Origin of the sequence: Exiguobacterium sp. E4787 (genome assembly GCF_018618375.1) — a bacterium.
GTDB classification, from domain to species: Bacteria; Bacillota; Bacilli; order Exiguobacteriales; family Exiguobacteriaceae; genus Exiguobacterium; species Exiguobacterium chiriqhucha.
Genome location: NZ_JACSLY010000012.1, coordinates 1 through 16,462, shown reverse-complemented (window position 1 = coordinate 16,462; position 16,462 = coordinate 1). Strand labels below are relative to the sequence as shown.

Sequence of the window (16,462 nt, the reverse complement as noted above, 5' to 3'; positions counted from 1 at the left end):
CCGATTCCGTGCGTAGCGCTTCGCGAATTTTGGTAAGATGAGAGGGAAGTGTGAAAACGGGAGTGATGGAAGATGGAGACGAGACAAGATGTATTTGATTGGCTACATGGCCAGCTGCGGTTCGGGATTAAACCGGGCTTGAAACGAATCGAGTGGATGTTGAACGCGCTACAGGTCAAAGAGTTGCCTTCGATTCATGTGGCGGGGACGAACGGGAAAGGGTCGACGGTCGCTTTCTTGCGGGCGATGGCGATGAAACAAGGGTTGAACGTCGGGACGTTCATCTCACCGTACATTATCCAGTTCGAAGAGCGGATTATGTTGAACGGGGAACCGATTCGTGAGGACGACCTCGTCAATATTGCCAACCGAGTTCGTGACTGTGCGTCAACATCACCAGAGACGTTGACGGAGTTCGAGCTACTGACGGTCATGGCCTGGCTCTATTTCCACGAACAACAGCCCGACCTCGTCATTTGGGAAGTCGGGCTCGGCGGCCGGCTTGACTCGACGAACGTGTTACAGAAGCCGCTCGCGACCATCGTGACGTCGATTGGACATGATCATCAAGGGATTCTCGGCGACACGCTCGAAGAGATTGCCCTCGAGAAATTCGGCATCATGAAACATGGCGTGCCGATGTTCCATAGCTTGATGGAGGAGCGGTTGATCGCCTTGCTCGAACAACAAGGACGAGAGATGGATGCGCCGATTCACGACGTCACGCCGCTCGTCACGTCAATCGAGGACGGGTCCGAGACGACTGTGACCTATGACGGTTTGCCTCCGGTGACGCTCGGATTGACCGGACATCATCAAGCATACAACGGGGCATGTGCCGTCGCGGTCGCCCGTCATCTTGGATGGAAGACAGAAGCGATTCAAGCGGGGCTGGCGTCGGCGCAACATCCGGGACGCTATGAGCTCATCTCGAGACAGCCGCGCATCGTGCTCGACGGGGCGCATAACGCGGAAGGTGTTGCCGCACTCGTCGAACAACTGAAACTCGAGCGTGACGTGACCGTCCTCGCAGCCATTCTCGCTGACAAGGACCGCGAGGCGATGGTCGCGTCGCTCCAGATAGTCGCGGACGTCTATGAGACGACGTTCGATTTCCCGCGTACCCGAACGAAAGACAGTCTGATTGCGGACGGTGCTCGTTACGTGGACTGGCAGGATTGGTTGTCCGCATGGCTCGAAGCACCGAAATCCGAGACGCTCGTCGTGACGGGGTCGCTCTACTTTATCAGTGAAGTCAGAAATCATTTAGCTAAAGATATTCAAAAAATGTAAGAAAAAGATTATAGATATGGGATAATAGTCTTAGATTGGGATAAACTGAATGGGAATCCACTTTGAGGAGTAGTGAGGTGCAGTATGGAGAGTGAGAAAGGTTTCACATTAGTAGAAGTATTAGTTTCTATTGTTCTCCTCGGTATTATTTTTACAAGCTTTTATGGACTTCTCGTTCAAAGTGCCCAAACTAATACGGTTTCTCGGACGATGATGGATTTATCTTACGTTGCTCAAAATGAATTCGAGTTGATGAAAGCAAAAGGGCAGGAGACTAGTGGCAAGACGAGAATTCAAATAGTTGAAGAACTCGGCTATACCTATCGACAAACGTCCTCAATAAATGGGTCGGCATGGCTGGAATTCTCAAAAACGATTCCGCTGGATAATCGGCGCATCGTTTTAAGGGTGGAGAATAGTCCCTCAGCTTTAAATCGAGTCATTATTGAAGTGTTTGAAGAGGCAACGATTGACTCTAATACAAAACTGGAGGGCGTCTTGAGGTGGGGATGAAGCAATTTGTTATCAAAATCCGTAATGAATCAAAAGGCGTTACTTTAGTCGAATTGCTGGTGACAGTAGTCATTAGCTCAATTGTAATAATCGTATTGGCAAATATTTTGACTGGTCTTGTTCAATTCAATCAATCCGAAAAATTACGAGATCATCAAACGGCAGAGATGCGATTAGTCATTAAGATGATTACTACTGATGTTCGCAGAAGCAACACGTTTGAAATGAATTCCTCGGCTTTGACTGTGAATAGCCGTACATACAAAGAGAGTAATGGAGTCATTTATCGAAACAATGAAGTGATTGCGCGAGGCGTCGAATCGTTGACGTTTAATTTCAAGGATCAAATGTTAACAATCGATTTAAAACTTGAGGGTGTCAATCAGCCTTCAAAAGTCGTAACGACAAAACTGTTTATCGGGGAAGGTGTGGCAGTTGAAAACTTGGAATAATTGGCGCCTCGCCAAAGAAGAAAAAGGGAATACTCTCATCTTAGTCTTGATAGTGATTTTACTATTTTCTTCAATTGGTTTAAGCATGATTCAGTCTAGCTTGAATTCCGTGTCTCTTTCGGACGGAGAAGTCAAAGAACAATCTGCCTATTACATCGCTGAAAGTGGTATTACATATACACTTGATCAGATTCAACAAGCACTCGATGAGGTGGAAAATTTAAACAAAATGACGGATGAACAGTACTATAACTATGTAAATGCCAACATTTTAACTGGTACTCAACCTCGAGTGTTTTCTTCTTTTGAGAAACAGAAAGGTATTCAACCATTGGCTACGGTAACTGTAAAGATGAGTAACGTTTCATCAGATCGAACGGTTAGAGACTACATCATCACATCGACTGGACAGGTCGGTGTGCGAAAAAAAACGTTGCAAACAAGTTACTCGTTGGATCTCGAGCGGAAGCCGGGACCAACCCTTCCTTCCAACTTAGGAATATACTCCAAAGGAAAAATGAAGCTCGCCAACGGGGTCGTGACAGGTAATATCCTCCTAGAATCGAACGCTCAAAATATGTTAGAGGTTACCGGCAACCCGACAATCAACGGAGCTGTCTACACGTTACCCTCGTCTCATTCCAAAACTATTTTGGCGCCGGATTGGTGGCTGGATCAAAAGCGACCTATAATTTACAAAGAAGACTTTAACTTAGGCTTAACACTTCCTGACTTTCCATCAGCAAATGATTTCAATTATAAGATGATTCCCGATACTACTTTTAAAGCGGGCAGCAGTCAGTACCAAGTGATTTCAAAAGGTAATATCAATATTTCGAACTGGATTGTCAGTGATTATGAGCTCATTTTGGATCAAGATTATAAAGTGAACGACATTAACTTGAGTAGTAACTATCGTTTGACGATTAACGTAAAAGATAAGGATGTGTCCTTATACGTTAATTCGATTCAAGGAATCGGACATTTAGATGTGAAGAGTCAACCGGGCGGGAGTTTGACGATTTACCTAGCTGACAACATTTCATTAAACGGTCATGTGAACGAAAGCGACGGGAATGATTTGTTCATATATATCGGACCTTCTAATGGTCAAACGAAACTAGTAAAGAGTTCTGGATATGGAAAATTTAATGCCTCGATTTATGCGAAAGATGCCAACTTAGAGTTCGTTGGTTCGGCCTCCTTGAATGGAAGTATTTTGTCAGGTGGGCAAAATGTGAAAGTAACCGGCGCGACTCAAATCAATGCACCGAAAAAATTGATTTTTGCGCCGAACGCTCATGTTGAAATCATCGAGGGTGGTACGGTGAATGGGGGCATTGTTTCCGACACTTTCACAATCAGTGGTGGGGCGAAAGTCAATGCAGCATCCATTGAATTAGATGACTTACCTTTCTTTGGAGAGGCAAGTTCAGAAACAAACTTGATTGTAAAGAAAGGGACTGTTAGAGAGATTACTAACCCATGAGAACTTTTACAAAGTGGAGGAATTTAAAATGAAACAGTTTGGAATGCATGTCTCCATCCTCATTGGACTTGTCTTACTCGTATCGCTGCCGACGATTGGACTTGTCAATTATCTCGAGGCATCGGCGAAGACAAGTGCTACATACAAAGAGACAACGGTTGCCGGCATTGATGTATCGGGGATGACGAGAGAAGAAGCGATCATTCGGCTCGATAATGCAATTAAAGATTTTAATAATACCCCCTTTATCGTAACCCTCGTCGATGGAACGGCGCTTGAAATCGGCAAAGATGTCGTATCGTTCAACGTCGATGCGACGCTCGATGGAATTGAAACTTCTGGAGAATATTCTCTTGTCACGACAGTTGATGAGGAATTACTTACTCCCTACTTAAATAATCAACCAGTGACGCTCACAATGGTCACCCCGCCACTTGTTGAGGCAGCTTCAAGCTTCAATTCAGACATTGTCTTGGAAACGACTACGGCAGAGAGTGAAGTCGTTGCGACAATTACTGTCAGTCCAACACCAGAAATGAGAGTAGCGATTGAACGAATGAATGGCTTTGAGATGGAAGCGGGAGACATTTTTAGTCTAAAAACATTTGGCGAAGACTTTGAAGCACTTAGTACGCTTGGGTCATCGATGTATCAATTATTCGCGGCAACACCGTTTCAAATCCTTGAACGTGTTCAACATGAGACTCTTCCAGCTGGCATTGAGCTTGGCTATGACGTTAAAGTTGACGAACGTTCAAACTTCGCCGTCCAGAACACGGAACAGACGCCTTATGCGCTCATCGTGTTAGAAGAAGGCAACACAATGACGATTCAGTTACTTGGTAAGGCGTTCGTTGGAGCATATGAGTCGCGTGTAGAAGACGTGACGAGCGTACCGTATCAAAATATCGTTCGTTTTTCACCTTCACTTACTGCTGGTAGTTCATCTGTCACCCAATCTGGGCAAACCGGGGAATCAGGTAAATTGTATCGTATCCGCATTACTGAAACGGGTGAGTCGATTGAACTACTCGGCTTTGACTTTTACGAACCAATTCCAGAAATTTTGACAAAGAGTTCTGTACCGATTCCAGAACCAGAACCGGAACCAGAACCGACCGAACCAATTATTATTCCGATTTTGCCAGAAAATCCAGAGGAATGGCTAAATGAATGGCTACCAAATGACGATGTACAAGATGACAACATAAATGACTATAATGAACAGCCAGAACAGCCACCGGTTCACGACACTGACCCGGTACCAAGTGAGGGGGCAGTCGGATGATCGGATATTTAATTTTGATTGCCTTTTGGGTACTCGCCACATTGACGGTATTCGCCTTGTCGATCCCATACATTCGAAAGCGTGAGACGAAAGTTACTATTTCACTATTTGTAGCTTTGCTTTCCCTTGGTGTGTATACCATTTTTGATGAAGGTCTCGAGCGGGCATGGTGGGTATGGGTCCTCCTGTCTCTTGGTTTGATTGGTGGAGCGGCGCTTAGTTCATTCATTGAACAACGGGGCTTCGCACACGAGGTGCCTCGGGAGGAACCTCAGAGGATGGTGAAGTAAGTTGAGACGAACAAAAAAACGGCTCGGCGAGATGCTCGTCGAGGCGGGAATCATCACGCAAGCCCAGCTCGACGAAGCGCTCGCACAAAAGCGGACCGGGGAAAAGCTCGGGGATGCGCTCATGCGATTGAACTATTTGACCGAGACGCAATTGATTCAAGTGTTGCACGAACAGTTGAACGTGCCGGTCATTTCATTATATGCCCAAGACATCAACGTGACCGTGACGAAACTCGTCCCGAAAGTCATCGCCCAAAAACATGACATCATGCCAATCTCGCTACAAGGGAACACGCTGTTCATCGCGACGGCGGACCCGCTCGACTTGATTGCCATCGATGACGTCCGGCTCCAGACGGGAATGAACATCGAGGTCGGCATCGCCACGCGCGAGCAGATTCGCAAGACGATTGGCCGCTATTACGAGATGGACGCGTCACTCATCGAGATTTTAAAAGAAGAAGCACCAGAACTCGAACGCGAAGAGATGGCGTCGCGGGATGACGCACCGGTCATCCGGCTCGTCAATCAGCTGTTCTTGAGCGCGATTGACCAACGCGCCTCGGACATCCACTTCGACCCTCATGAGAAGCAGTTGCACGTCCGCTTCCGGGTCGATGGTGACCTTCGGACCGAAGCGATTTATCCGAAAAAGATTCAAAGCGTCATGCTGACACGGCTCAAGGTCATGAGTAACTTAGACATCACCGAGAGCCGCTTACCGCAGGATGGGCGCATCAAATATACGCTTCGGGGCCGCCCGTACGACTTCCGCGTCTCGACGCTCCCGACGATGTATGGCGAGAAAATCGTCATCCGGGTGCTCGACTCCTCGGAAGGGTTGACCGATTTGACGAAGCTCGACTTCGGCGACGAGAACGAGGCGGTGTACCGCGACATGCTGAAACGGCCGAACGGGATTATCCTCATCACCGGACCGACCGGGTCAGGGAAGTCGTCGACGTTATATGCGTCGCTGCGCGAACTGAACGATGAATCGAAGAACATCATCACGGTCGAGGACCCGGTCGAGTATCAGCTCGACGGGATCAACCAAGTGCAAGTCAATTCGAAAGTCGGCTTGACGTTCGCGTCGGGGCTGCGCTCGATTTTGCGACAAGACCCGAACATCGTCATGGTCGGGGAGATTCGGGACACCGAGACGGCCGAGATTGCCATCCGGGCGTCATTGACCGGCCACTTGGTGTTATCGACACTACATACGAACTCGGCCATCAGCTCGATCACACGCTTGATCGATATGGGGGTCGAACCGTTCCTCGTCGCCGCGTCGACGTCCGGACTGATCGCCCAGCGGCTCGTCCGTCGCGTCTGCCGGGACTGCGGGCACGAACAGCCGGTCTCGAAACGGGAACAGGAACTGTTTGCTGCTGAAGGCATTCCTATCGAACGGATCATGCGCGGCAACGGCTGCGCCTCTTGTAATTTCACGGGATACCGTGGACGGCTCGCCATCCATGAGGTCGTGCCGATCGATGAAGGGTTGCGCCGGTTGATTATGAACCAGGCGACAGAGGCCGAGATGGTCGCCTATGCGAAAGCACAAGGCGTCCGCTTCCTCCTCGCCGATGGACTTGAGAAAGTCGCACTCGGACTGACGAACACCGAAGAAATATTGAGAACAGTGATAACGGAGTGAGCCTATGATCCATCAATCGATTGAAGTGATTTTAACGAAAGCGGTCGAACAACGCGCATCGGACATCCATTTGACCGCCGGCTCGCCGCCGATCATCCGGGTCGACGGCAGCCTCATCACGATGGGTGACGAGAAAGTGTTGCCGCTCCATATCGAGAGTTATTTGAAAGAGATCATGACCGAAGAGATGCGGGGCCGGCTCGAGATGCAACGCGACCTCGACTTCTCGTTCGGGGTCCCGCGCGTATCGCGGTTCCGCGTCAACGCCTATTACCAACGGGGCACGGTCGCCATCGCGTTCCGATCTATTTCCGGGGAAATCCCGACGATGAACGAGCTCGATTTGCCGCAAGTGTTAAAACGGTTGATTGAGAAGCCGTACGGTCTCATCCTTGTCACGGGTCCTACCGGGTCGGGGAAGTCGACGACGCTCGCCGCGATGATTCACGAGATTAACCGCACGCAGCGGAAACGGATCATCACGCTCGAGGATCCAATCGAGTATTTGCACTCGCACGACCAGAGCATCGTTGACCAGCGCGAGATTGGCTCGGACGTCATGAAGTTTGTCGACGGCCTTCGAGCCGCGCTCCGTCAAGACCCGGACGTTATCTTGCTCGGGGAGATGCGTGACCTCGAAACGATTTCGACGGCGATGACGGCTGCCGAGACGGGCCACCTCGTCATGGCGACGCTCCACACATCGAGCGCGATGTCGACCGTCAGTCGGGTCATCGACGCGTTCCCGGCCGAGCAACAGGACCAGATTCGGACCCAGCTCGCCAACGTCCTGCTCGGTGTCGTCAGTCAGCGTCTTTTCCCGCGCGTCGACGTTCCGAAAGGTCGTGTTGCCGCGATGGAGATTATGATTGGCAATCCGGCCGTCGCCAACTTGATTCGGAACGAGAAGGAGTTCCAACTCCCGACCGTCATCCAGACGAACCGGCAGAACGGGATGCAGACGATGGACATGGCGATCGAACAGCTCGTCCGTCAAGGCGTCATCAACCCGAACGCCGTACCAAATGAAGAGAGGTGACTGAATGGCCATCTTCCAATACGAAGGTAAACTGCTGAACGGGAAGCGTAAGAAAGGGCGGGTCACCGCCGTCTCGCTCCGGGAGGCGAAAGAAAAGCTGCGCCAAGAATCGATTCTCGTCACCGAGCTCGCTGAACTCGAGTCGACCGGACTGAATAAAGAAGTGAACTTGCTCCCCGAGCGAGTCAAGATTGAACATTTGATTATGTACGTGCGCCAGTTCGCGACGCTCATCCGGGCCGGCGTGCCAATTGTTCGGGCGACGTCCATCTTGCGCGTCCAGACCGAATCGAAAGTGTTGAAGAAGACGCTAAGCCAAGTCGAGGACGATTTACGCGAAGGGATCGCCTTTTCGGAGGCGATCAAGAAACATCCGCGCGTATTCTCGAACTTCTTCAGTTCGATGGCACTCGCGGGTGAGGCGAGCGGGAACTTGGAGGAGGCGCTTGACCAAATCGGGCTCCAGCTCCAGAAACAATATGACGTCAAACGGAAAGTCATCTCGGCGTTGACGTATCCGCTCGTCGTCTCAATCGTCGCCATCGGTGTCGTCGCGTTCCTGATGGTGAACGTCGTCCCGACGTTCGCGAGCATCTTCGGACAGCTCGGCGGGGAACTGCCGCTCATCACGCGCATCGTCGTTGCCGTATCGGACTTCGTCGCCGCCTATTGGTGGCTCATCTTCGGCGGGGCATTTCTCGCACTGTTCGTCTTCACATGGATGTTGAAGCGCGACAAGGAACGGTACGTGATCGATGGACTGTTGTTGAAGATGCCGATTTTTGGGCCAATTGTCCTAAAATCGCAAATTGCGTTATTGACGCGAAGTTTGGCCGTCTTGCTTCAAGCGGCGGTCCCGATTTTATCGGCAATCGAGATTACCGAGAAGATTGTCTCGAACCGGGTCATCCGTAAAGGTCTTGCTCAAGCACGCAAGATGATGGCACAAGGAATCCCACTCCATGAACCGCTCGAACGGAACGATAGCTTTCCACCGCTCATGACGCAAATGATTGCGGTCGGCGAGGAGAGCGGAGATTTGGACTCGATGTTGAACGAGGTCGCGGAATTTTATGAGACCGAGGTCGAGACGACGACGGACCGCCTAAAATCGATTATCGAGCCACTGTTGATTGTCGTCTTGGCAAGTATCGTTGGGGTCATCGTCATCGCAATTGTCGTCCCGATGTTCCAAATTTATGGCGATATCCAAAATCAGTAGAAACTTTTTATTTATTTGCAGATTTCCATCTTTTCAATCCTAAATTTTGAATGTATAGTAAAATTGTTCTACTTATTATTAGGTCAAAGGTAATGCATGCAGCACACAACACAGCACAACACACAAAAGGGGAGAATGAATCATGTTAGAGAAAATGAAAATGATTTGGCAAGATGCCAAACAATTGAAAGATGAGCGCGGACTCACACTCGTCGAGTTGCTCGTCGTCGTCGTTATCTTGGGGATTATCGCAGCCATCGCCGTTGTCGCGATTGGTGGGATTATCGAGAACTCACGTAAAGATGCGATGGTTGCCGATGCGAAACAGATGGTGAGCGCGGCTAAAATTCACTCTACGTCTAATCCTGGGGATGCAACTTTAGAATTTACAGACGGTGAAGATGGACTCGATTACATCAATGGCTTAAAAGATCCATTTAGTGATGCTTCATACACAGTTGCACAAGTGATTATTGATGAAACGAATGGTAAGTATACTTACAAAGTTCAACTGGTAGGTAGCGACAAATCAATTGGTCAATCTACTGCTGTAGCTGAGAATGATATCAAACGAGCGAATGTAGTTGATACTACAAGTGGTTCTGCAACTCCATAAATTTGGTTATTAACTCATTTTATATTCCTCCGGCTGGCGCTGGGCACTCGCTCAGCCTAGCCGGTTTTCTGTTTTTGGCATATACTTACAAGTAAGGAAGTGACCTTGATTGGTTGAACTCATCGGACTCATTTATAGCCTCGTCCTCGGGGCCGTCATCACGTCATTCACGAACGTCGTCGGGCTCCGCGTGCCACACAAACAGTCCATCGTCACACCGCGCTCGCACTGTCCGTCATGTGGACACGTCTTATCCGCTTGGGAACTGATTCCGGTCTTCGGTTACGTGTTCCTGCGCGGGAAGTGCCGCGGCTGTGGCGGGCGGATCGCGCCGACGTACCCGCTCTTTGAACTGCTTGGAGCGGTCGGTTACGCCTATAGCTTCTGGCTATATGGCTTTAGCCTCACGACGCTTCTCGCCTTCGTCTTCTTATCGACGCTCCTCGCCTTGGCGATGTCGGATTTGTCGACGATGCTCGTCCCGAACGTGATTCTCATGTTCACGGCACCGGTCCTCCTATTGCTCGCCTATAGCGCGGGTGTGGCCTGGTGGAGCCCGATTGCCGGAGCGGCACTCGGTTTCGCTGTCCTCGCCACCGTTTTTTTCGTCTCCAAGGGGGGACTTGGGGCCGGCGATGTCAAACTATTTACAGTAATCGGGCTCGTCCTCGGGCCGCGCGACGTCCTCGTCGCACTCTTTTTATCGAGCTTGATTGGCGCCATCGTCGGATTGACGCTCATCGGCTTGAAACGGATGGATCGCAAACAGCCGATTCCGTTCGTACCGTCGATCGCACTCGGTACGATGCTGACGTTTTGGTTCAGCGAACGCTTCTTTGATTGGTATTTTGATTTGATGTAGGGGGAAACCAGCATGAGCCGGTCTATAAAGAAAGGAACGGTCGCGTATTTCTCGTTCGATGCGCTCAGCATCCACGGGGCCGTGATTAAACAAGGCGTGTTCAAGCGTAGCGCGTCCGTGCAATTGGCGAAAGGCGCCTACGTGGGGGGACGGATTGAAGACGAGAACGCATTCGGTCTCGCCTTCGATGAACTTTGCCGTAAACTGAAAGTACGAAAAGGGATGGTCTGTGCCGTCGATATGGCCGAGACCGAGGTATTGTCCCGTAAAGTCGAGATTCCATCGACGATTCCGAAAGATGAGATTCGCGGCTATCTGTTCATGGAAATCGGCAGCTCGATCATCTTGCCGTTCGACGACGTCGCCTTCGACTACGAGGTGCTCGGCGAGACGGAGACGAAGACCGAGGTCATGCTCCACGCCGTCTCGGTCGAATTGACGAAAGCCATCCGCGCTTACATGAAAAAACGAGGATTCCAATTGAAGAAAATCGTTCCACGCCCGGTCGCCATCGCGAACGGCGTGAGCCGACTCGAGACACTCGACCCGCTCAAATCGACGCTCCTCTGGCACGTGACACCGTTCGCGCACCAGTTGCTCGTTCTTGAGGAAGGGCAAGTTCGGTTTATCCGGGCCATCGAGACGGACCTCCCGTACCGCGCCGAGACGACGGACGGAATCATCACGTATACATATAGCGGCTCGAAGGAGACGCTCGCGACGCAAACGGACGAGTGGTTGAACGAACTCGCACGCTTCCTCGACTTCTATCGCTACTCGCTCCGGACGGACGGTCGTCCGATTGACGAGTTACTCGTCTCTGGGACGGTCCCGAACCTCGACGACCTCGTCCGGACGATTGAAAGCGAGGCGATGGTGCCGGTCAAACGTATCGCCGACCCGCTCCCGCTCTCTCATGCGACACCGTTGTCGCACCAGATGTTGCCACTCCTCGGAATGGCGACGCTCGACAAGGAGCACGACGCCAACTTCATCAACTCGACCGATGTCACACTCCGGTGGCCGATTATCGCGAGCCTGCTCGCGTTGTTGATCGGCGGCGGGGCGACTGGATACTTGTTCTATGAAGTGAACGAGATGAAACAGAACGAAGCGCAGCTCGAAGAACAGTTACAGCTCGTCCGCATCTACCAGACCGAGCAAGTGAACTCGAAGGGGCAGCAAGTCCTATCGCTCGACCAAACGGTGACGGCGCTCACGGCCGAAGAGAAGTTGGCCGTGCCAGCACTACGGGCCTTGACGGAACAACTGCCGCCGACGGGCTACGTGTTGACGTATAACTACGCCGACGGTTCGCTCATGAGCGTGCGCACCCAGTTCGAGACGCTCGCCGATTTGAACGTGTTCCAACGCTCGCTCTTGAACGACGTGCGGTTTGAGAACGTCAAACTGCTCGGCGTGACGACCGAGACGAAAGCGGAGACGGAACAGGAAGAGACAGACATCGAAACAGATTCGACGCTGTCGCCGAGCGTGCTCGATTCGACAGACGAACCGCTCCCACGCTACATCGGTGAGTTCACCTTCACGTTCATCGATGCCGAACCGGAGACGCCGGAAGGGGAGAGCCCAGATGGTGAGACACCGGACGGCGAGACGGAAGAGACGACCGATGAGGAGGTGGTGAGCGAATGAAACGCTCGACGATTTATTTAATTTTCACAATCTGTTTGTTCGCGGCCATCGCCGTACCTTCTTACTTCGGTTACCAGTATTTCATCCACCAAGGCAACGTCAAGTCGCTCGAACGGGAACTGTCGCTCGAACAGACGAAGCTCGAACTGTTGCGCCAAGAAGGCGAAGTCGTCGACGTCGCCGATTCGCAGCGCCTGCAGACGCGTGTCCCGACCGAAGCAGCCCTCGACACGGTCGTCGAGACGCTGTCCCAGGCGAGCCAACTGTCTGACGTTCGCGTGACGAGCATCGCTTTCGCCGACGGCATCATCGCTGAATCGGAAGTGCCGGAAGACATCGATGAGCCGGAACCGAACGATGTGAGCGCGACGGCTGAACCGGCCGAACCGGTTGAAATCACGCCGGTCAACGCCTCATCGGTCCGCTCGACGGTGTCGCTCCAAGCGGACACGTACGAGTCACTCGTCTTGTTCCTCGAATCGGTCGAGTCGATGAATCGGATTCACATCTTGCGCACGGTCCAATTCACCGGACCGACGGAGACGGGACCGAATACGACCGAGACGGCAGAGCCGCTCGACTTCACGGTCGAACTCGACGCTTTCTATCGCCCGGACCTCGATCAACTCGTCGAAGACCGCTACGTACCGGCCCAGACGTTCACACCGAAAGACATCCCGGTGTACGACTATACGACACCGTGACCGCACGTCCCTTCGAAAAGAAGGGGCGTTTTTTTGAGAGGTCTCTGATTGTATTCGCGTGCCCGTTTGCCTACAATCTACAGTGAAGTGTGATACGGAAAAGAAGCCCGTTACGCACATATGGAAGGAGTCGTTACAATGAAACCAACACAGAAACGTGTCATCCTCGCCTCGATGTCGCCGCGGCGGACCGAGCTGTTGACCCAGGCCGGCATCACGCATGAAGTCATCCCCTCGAACGTCATCGAAGGAACGAACGGACGGGAACATCCGGACGAGTACGTCGGACGCCTCGCCCGCGAGAAAGCGATGGACGTCGCCCGCGACAACCGTGGCGCCATCGTCATCGGATCGGATACGGTCGTCGTCTTAAACGGGACGATTTTAGAGAAGCCGAAAGACCGGGACGATGCGCGAGCCATGCTACAACGCCTATCGGGGGCGACGCATGAAGTGCTCACCGGCGTCAGCATCATCGGGCCCGAGCGGCAAGACTTGTTCGTCACGACGACGCACGTCACGTTCATCGACATCCCGGACGCGTGGCTCGACGGCTACCTCGATTCGACGGAGCCGTACGATAAAGCCGGTGCTTACGGCATCCAAGGATCGGGCGGTCTGTTCGTCGAACGGCTCGAAGGAGACTTTTATAACGTCGTCGGTCTGCCGATTCGTCCACTCGTCGAGACGCTCGAACGACACGGGGTATCGCCGCGCTTTCTGTGAATGAAGCGAAAGTTGGTGAAGGAATGACCATGGTGCTCGACCGAAGTGTTGAATCCGCGATCGCCCGGCTGCTCCAAATCGGGGGTAGGGGTGGTGACCCACATGAGACGGCCCGACGGCTGTCCGACGTGTACCCGACGCTCCGGGCGCTGTCGCAGGCGACCGTGAGCGACCTCTGTCAGATTGAAGGTATGACGAAGAAGAAAGCCGAGCAGTTGCTCGCGGCGTTTGCAATCGGTCTCCGTTACGTCGAGGAACCGAAATTGGAGACGCCGACGATCCGTTCGCCGCAGGACGCCTATGAACTGCTCCGTGATGAACTCCGGCTGTTGAATCAGGAACATTTCATTTGCCTGTATTTGAACACGAAGAACCAGCTCATCGCCCGGAAGACGCTGTTCGTCGGCGGACTCAACTCGTCGATTGTCCATCCGCGCGACGTCTTCCGCGAGGCGCTCAAACTGTCGGCGGCGTGTTTCATCGCCGTGCATAACCATCCGAGCGGGGACGCGACCCCGAGCCGGGAAGACATCGAGGTGTCGGAGCGTCTCGTCGAGGCCGGCCATATCGTCGGCATCGCTTGTCTCGACCACGTCATCATCGGGGAGGACCATTACGTCAGCATGAAGCAACGGGGGTATATGAATGGGTAAAGAATGGAGAGCAGGCATAGATATGTCTGCTTTTTACTTATAGAATAGTTTTAATTCATCTCTTGCTTTTTCGGGAGACTCATAAAGTTATTCTTGATTATGATTCTTTCAGAGTACTTTCATAGACCTCGTCAGTTCAGTGCATAGACTTATAAAACATGCATTATGCTAAAGGTCTAGCAAAGAGGCTATGTGCCATTTATAGTCTCTGCGTGGTTTATACGAAATGTTCTGCATATTCAAAGATGGACAACTTTTGAGTGTAGTGGAAGTATCTGATGGCGTAACGACAGACATTTTTGATAGAAGTTATGAGCTCGAAGAGTTACTTGAAACATACAAGAATGAAAAATTGAATTCTTAAACAGCGCAAACAAAAACCACCTGTTACAAGGTGGTTTTTGTTTGCGCTCATTTAGTTATTCAATAGCATAAGCTAATTAGTTTGTTAGGGTGAGATAATTATTTCATAAGTATCTCAAGCCCGATAAAAAGTATTTTAAGGTTGAAATAAATGGTAATTACAATTATTGTTTAAAAGTAATTTACCTTTTATTTGGTAACGAAATAGAGATATAGGGGGAAAGGGAATGAAGAAGTTAATCGGAATTTTTTGTGCTATGATGCTGGTAACAGGAACATTAATTCCATTCCAAAAAGCATCTGCAGAAAGTAATTTAGAAGGAACGTTAGAGAAAACGGTTCAAGTTGTACTATATTCAGACGACACAAGAGTGATTATGTCTGAAGTTCCAAAGGAGCATGTGTTAGAGTACCGAGCTAAGCTTGAAAATCCAGCATTTAGAAATTCAGAAATCCAAAAAAGTGTAGGTCCAGAAGAAAATCTAACTGCTCCTACAAAGTTTGTTGCTTCTTTATCAAAGTCTAGCATTTCACCAATGGCCGTGGTTCAACCACCTGATGGTGGCACTAAAGGTTATGTTAGATATATGACTAAAAATGATATTCTTAGGATAATTGATTCAATTGATAATACACATGATTGGCCAAGATATTTCTCTAACCCAGTAACTGATTCTGCGGTTGCAGCCGGAGTCGCAGTGCTCACTAAAATTCCTAATTTCGCGATTATTGCTGCTACTGCAACAGCATGGAGTGCAGCCGATCTTGCTAACCGTCAAACAGCTTGGTGGAAGGATTCAGCGATTATGATTTGGAGAGGTAAAATTAAAGGTGTGAAACTAACTGTTAAACCAAATACAACATCTAATTATCCTGCTGCTTATATAACGCTAGTAAGGTATTGATCACTTTAATTAGTTAATAAACTTTTAATTGGTGAGGAGGGGTTGAATTGTCAAAAAAACATAAGATTAATACTATAGGATGGATATTCGTATTATTTTTAGGTATTAGTAAAGCTTTTTTCGATGAACAACTTTCAATTGTTACTACGGGCCTTGGTGGTCTAATTTGTTTAATTATTGGTTTATCAATGGTTCTTTATGGAGTTAATGGTAAACACAAAGAGAGTCGTGTAAAAATTTGAATTAATCTTATCAACGATAAAACCACCTTTTAACGGGTGGTTTTTGTTTGCTCTTATTTAGTTACTCAACACTAATCGTCCAGTTGCCATTGGCCGTAATATTGAAGAAGTAAACTCCTGCATCATCGACTCGTTGAACTTGCGATCCCTCATATGCACCAATTTCGTTTACAAGAAGTACGCTGTCATTGGCCTGAACTGCAAAGTTAGATTGAACATCATGAGTGAAGCTAAACGTTTGAGCACCATCTTCTAACCCCATGAATAAGGCTGTATCGCCTTTACTACTTGAGTTTCCTGAAACGACTTCGTCTGAAATTTCTTGAATCATTTCAATCGTCCATGTTCCGTCGGCTGTGACGTGTATTTTGCAATACAAATGTGCACAATAATGCAACGAAAAGTACAGAACTTTGCCAGCTAGGTTTTAGTGTTTCGACAACGCATGCGTGACGCGATAACTGTCACCTGTGAAATTTAGTATGTGAG

18 protein-coding genes are annotated in these 16,462 nt (G+C 50.1%); 17 read left to right on the top strand and 1 reads right to left on the bottom strand.

Annotated features, from left to right (window positions below):
- The first annotated feature begins 72 nt into the window (after nucleotides 1-72).
- The 17 genes from KNP80_RS12700 to KNP80_RS12620 all read left to right on the top strand — a co-directional run bounded on the left by KNP80_RS12700 (nucleotide 73) and on the right by KNP80_RS12620 (nucleotide 15,973).
- On the top strand, nucleotides 73-1,293 hold the full coding sequence (locus KNP80_RS12700) for a bifunctional folylpolyglutamate synthase/dihydrofolate synthase (RefSeq protein WP_214832448.1): 1,221 nt from the start codon (nucleotides 73-75) through the stop codon (nucleotides 1,291-1,293).
- 84 nt (nucleotides 1,294-1,377) lie between these two features.
- The gene (locus tag KNP80_RS12695; protein ID WP_214832447.1) at nucleotides 1,378-1,806 is read left to right on the top strand and encodes a type IV pilus modification PilV family protein; all 429 of its coding nucleotides are present in this window, start codon (nucleotides 1,378-1,380) and stop codon (nucleotides 1,804-1,806) included.
- Nucleotides 1,803-2,258, top strand: a complete 456-nt coding sequence (locus KNP80_RS12690) for a prepilin-type N-terminal cleavage/methylation domain-containing protein (protein ID WP_286038204.1) — start codon at nucleotides 1,803-1,805, stop codon at nucleotides 2,256-2,258. The genes KNP80_RS12695 and KNP80_RS12690 overlap by 4 nt, the downstream gene beginning before the upstream one ends.
- Nucleotides 2,233-3,747 (top strand): DUF7305 domain-containing protein, encoded by a 1,515-nt coding sequence (locus tag KNP80_RS12685; protein ID WP_214834865.1) that lies wholly within the window; start codon nucleotides 2,233-2,235, stop codon nucleotides 3,745-3,747. Before KNP80_RS12690 ends, KNP80_RS12685 begins: the two co-directional genes overlap by 26 nt.
- Nucleotides 3,748-3,775: 28 nt before the next feature.
- Nucleotides 3,776-5,035, top strand: coding sequence for a VanW family protein (locus KNP80_RS12680; protein WP_214832442.1), 1,260 nt, complete (start codon nucleotides 3,776-3,778; stop codon nucleotides 5,033-5,035).
- Nucleotides 5,032-5,325 (top strand): hypothetical protein, encoded by a 294-nt coding sequence (locus KNP80_RS12675; RefSeq protein ID WP_214834864.1) that lies wholly within the window; start codon nucleotides 5,032-5,034, stop codon nucleotides 5,323-5,325. The genes KNP80_RS12680 and KNP80_RS12675 overlap by 4 nt, the downstream gene beginning before the upstream one ends.
- Before the next feature lies 1 nt (nucleotide 5,326).
- Nucleotides 5,327-6,985, top strand: coding sequence for a GspE/PulE family protein (locus KNP80_RS12670; RefSeq protein WP_214719932.1), 1,659 nt, complete (start codon nucleotides 5,327-5,329; stop codon nucleotides 6,983-6,985).
- 4 nt (nucleotides 6,986-6,989) lie between these two features.
- Nucleotides 6,990-8,024, top strand: a complete 1,035-nt coding sequence (locus KNP80_RS12665; RefSeq protein WP_021066866.1) for a type IV pilus twitching motility protein PilT — start codon at nucleotides 6,990-6,992, stop codon at nucleotides 8,022-8,024.
- 4 nt (nucleotides 8,025-8,028) lie between these two features.
- Nucleotides 8,029-9,246, top strand: coding sequence for a type II secretion system F family protein (locus tag KNP80_RS12660; protein ID WP_214834863.1), 1,218 nt, complete (start codon nucleotides 8,029-8,031; stop codon nucleotides 9,244-9,246).
- Between the two features lie 142 nt (nucleotides 9,247-9,388).
- Nucleotides 9,389-9,862, top strand: a complete 474-nt coding sequence (locus KNP80_RS12655) for a prepilin-type N-terminal cleavage/methylation domain-containing protein (protein ID WP_214834862.1) — start codon at nucleotides 9,389-9,391, stop codon at nucleotides 9,860-9,862.
- Nucleotides 9,863-9,971: 109 nt separating this feature from the next.
- Nucleotides 9,972-10,724 (top strand): prepilin peptidase, encoded by a 753-nt coding sequence (locus KNP80_RS12650; RefSeq protein WP_214834861.1) that lies wholly within the window; start codon nucleotides 9,972-9,974, stop codon nucleotides 10,722-10,724.
- A 12-nt stretch (nucleotides 10,725-10,736) separates the two neighbouring features.
- A complete protein-coding gene (gene pilM, locus KNP80_RS12645; protein WP_214834860.1) occupies nucleotides 10,737-12,380 on the top strand; it encodes a pilus assembly protein PilM in 1,644 nt (547 codons plus the stop codon).
- Nucleotides 12,377-13,084, top strand: coding sequence for a hypothetical protein (locus tag KNP80_RS12640; RefSeq protein ID WP_058763221.1), 708 nt, complete (start codon nucleotides 12,377-12,379; stop codon nucleotides 13,082-13,084). Before pilM ends, KNP80_RS12640 begins: the two co-directional genes overlap by 4 nt.
- Nucleotides 13,085-13,222: 138 nt before the next feature.
- Nucleotides 13,223-13,810, top strand: a complete 588-nt coding sequence (locus tag KNP80_RS12635) for a Maf family protein (RefSeq protein WP_251132395.1) — start codon at nucleotides 13,223-13,225, stop codon at nucleotides 13,808-13,810.
- The gene (gene radC, locus KNP80_RS12630) at nucleotides 13,807-14,463 is read left to right on the top strand and encodes a RadC family protein (protein WP_353048000.1); all 657 of its coding nucleotides are present in this window, start codon (nucleotides 13,807-13,809) and stop codon (nucleotides 14,461-14,463) included. Before KNP80_RS12635 ends, radC begins: the two co-directional genes overlap by 4 nt.
- Before the next feature lie 590 nt (nucleotides 14,464-15,053).
- Nucleotides 15,054-15,731 (top strand): hypothetical protein, encoded by a 678-nt coding sequence (locus tag KNP80_RS12625; RefSeq protein WP_214834858.1) that lies wholly within the window; start codon nucleotides 15,054-15,056, stop codon nucleotides 15,729-15,731.
- A gap of 47 nt (nucleotides 15,732-15,778) precedes the next feature.
- The gene (locus KNP80_RS12620) at nucleotides 15,779-15,973 is read left to right on the top strand and encodes a hypothetical protein (protein WP_214834857.1); all 195 of its coding nucleotides are present in this window, start codon (nucleotides 15,779-15,781) and stop codon (nucleotides 15,971-15,973) included.
- 61 nt (nucleotides 15,974-16,034) lie between these two features.
- On the opposite strand, the gene KNP80_RS12615 is transcribed toward KNP80_RS12620, so the two are convergent.
- Entirely contained in the window at nucleotides 16,035-16,304 is a 270-nt protein-coding gene (locus tag KNP80_RS12615; protein ID WP_214834856.1) for a hypothetical protein, read from the bottom strand.
- Between the last annotated feature and the right edge of the window lie 158 nt (nucleotides 16,305-16,462).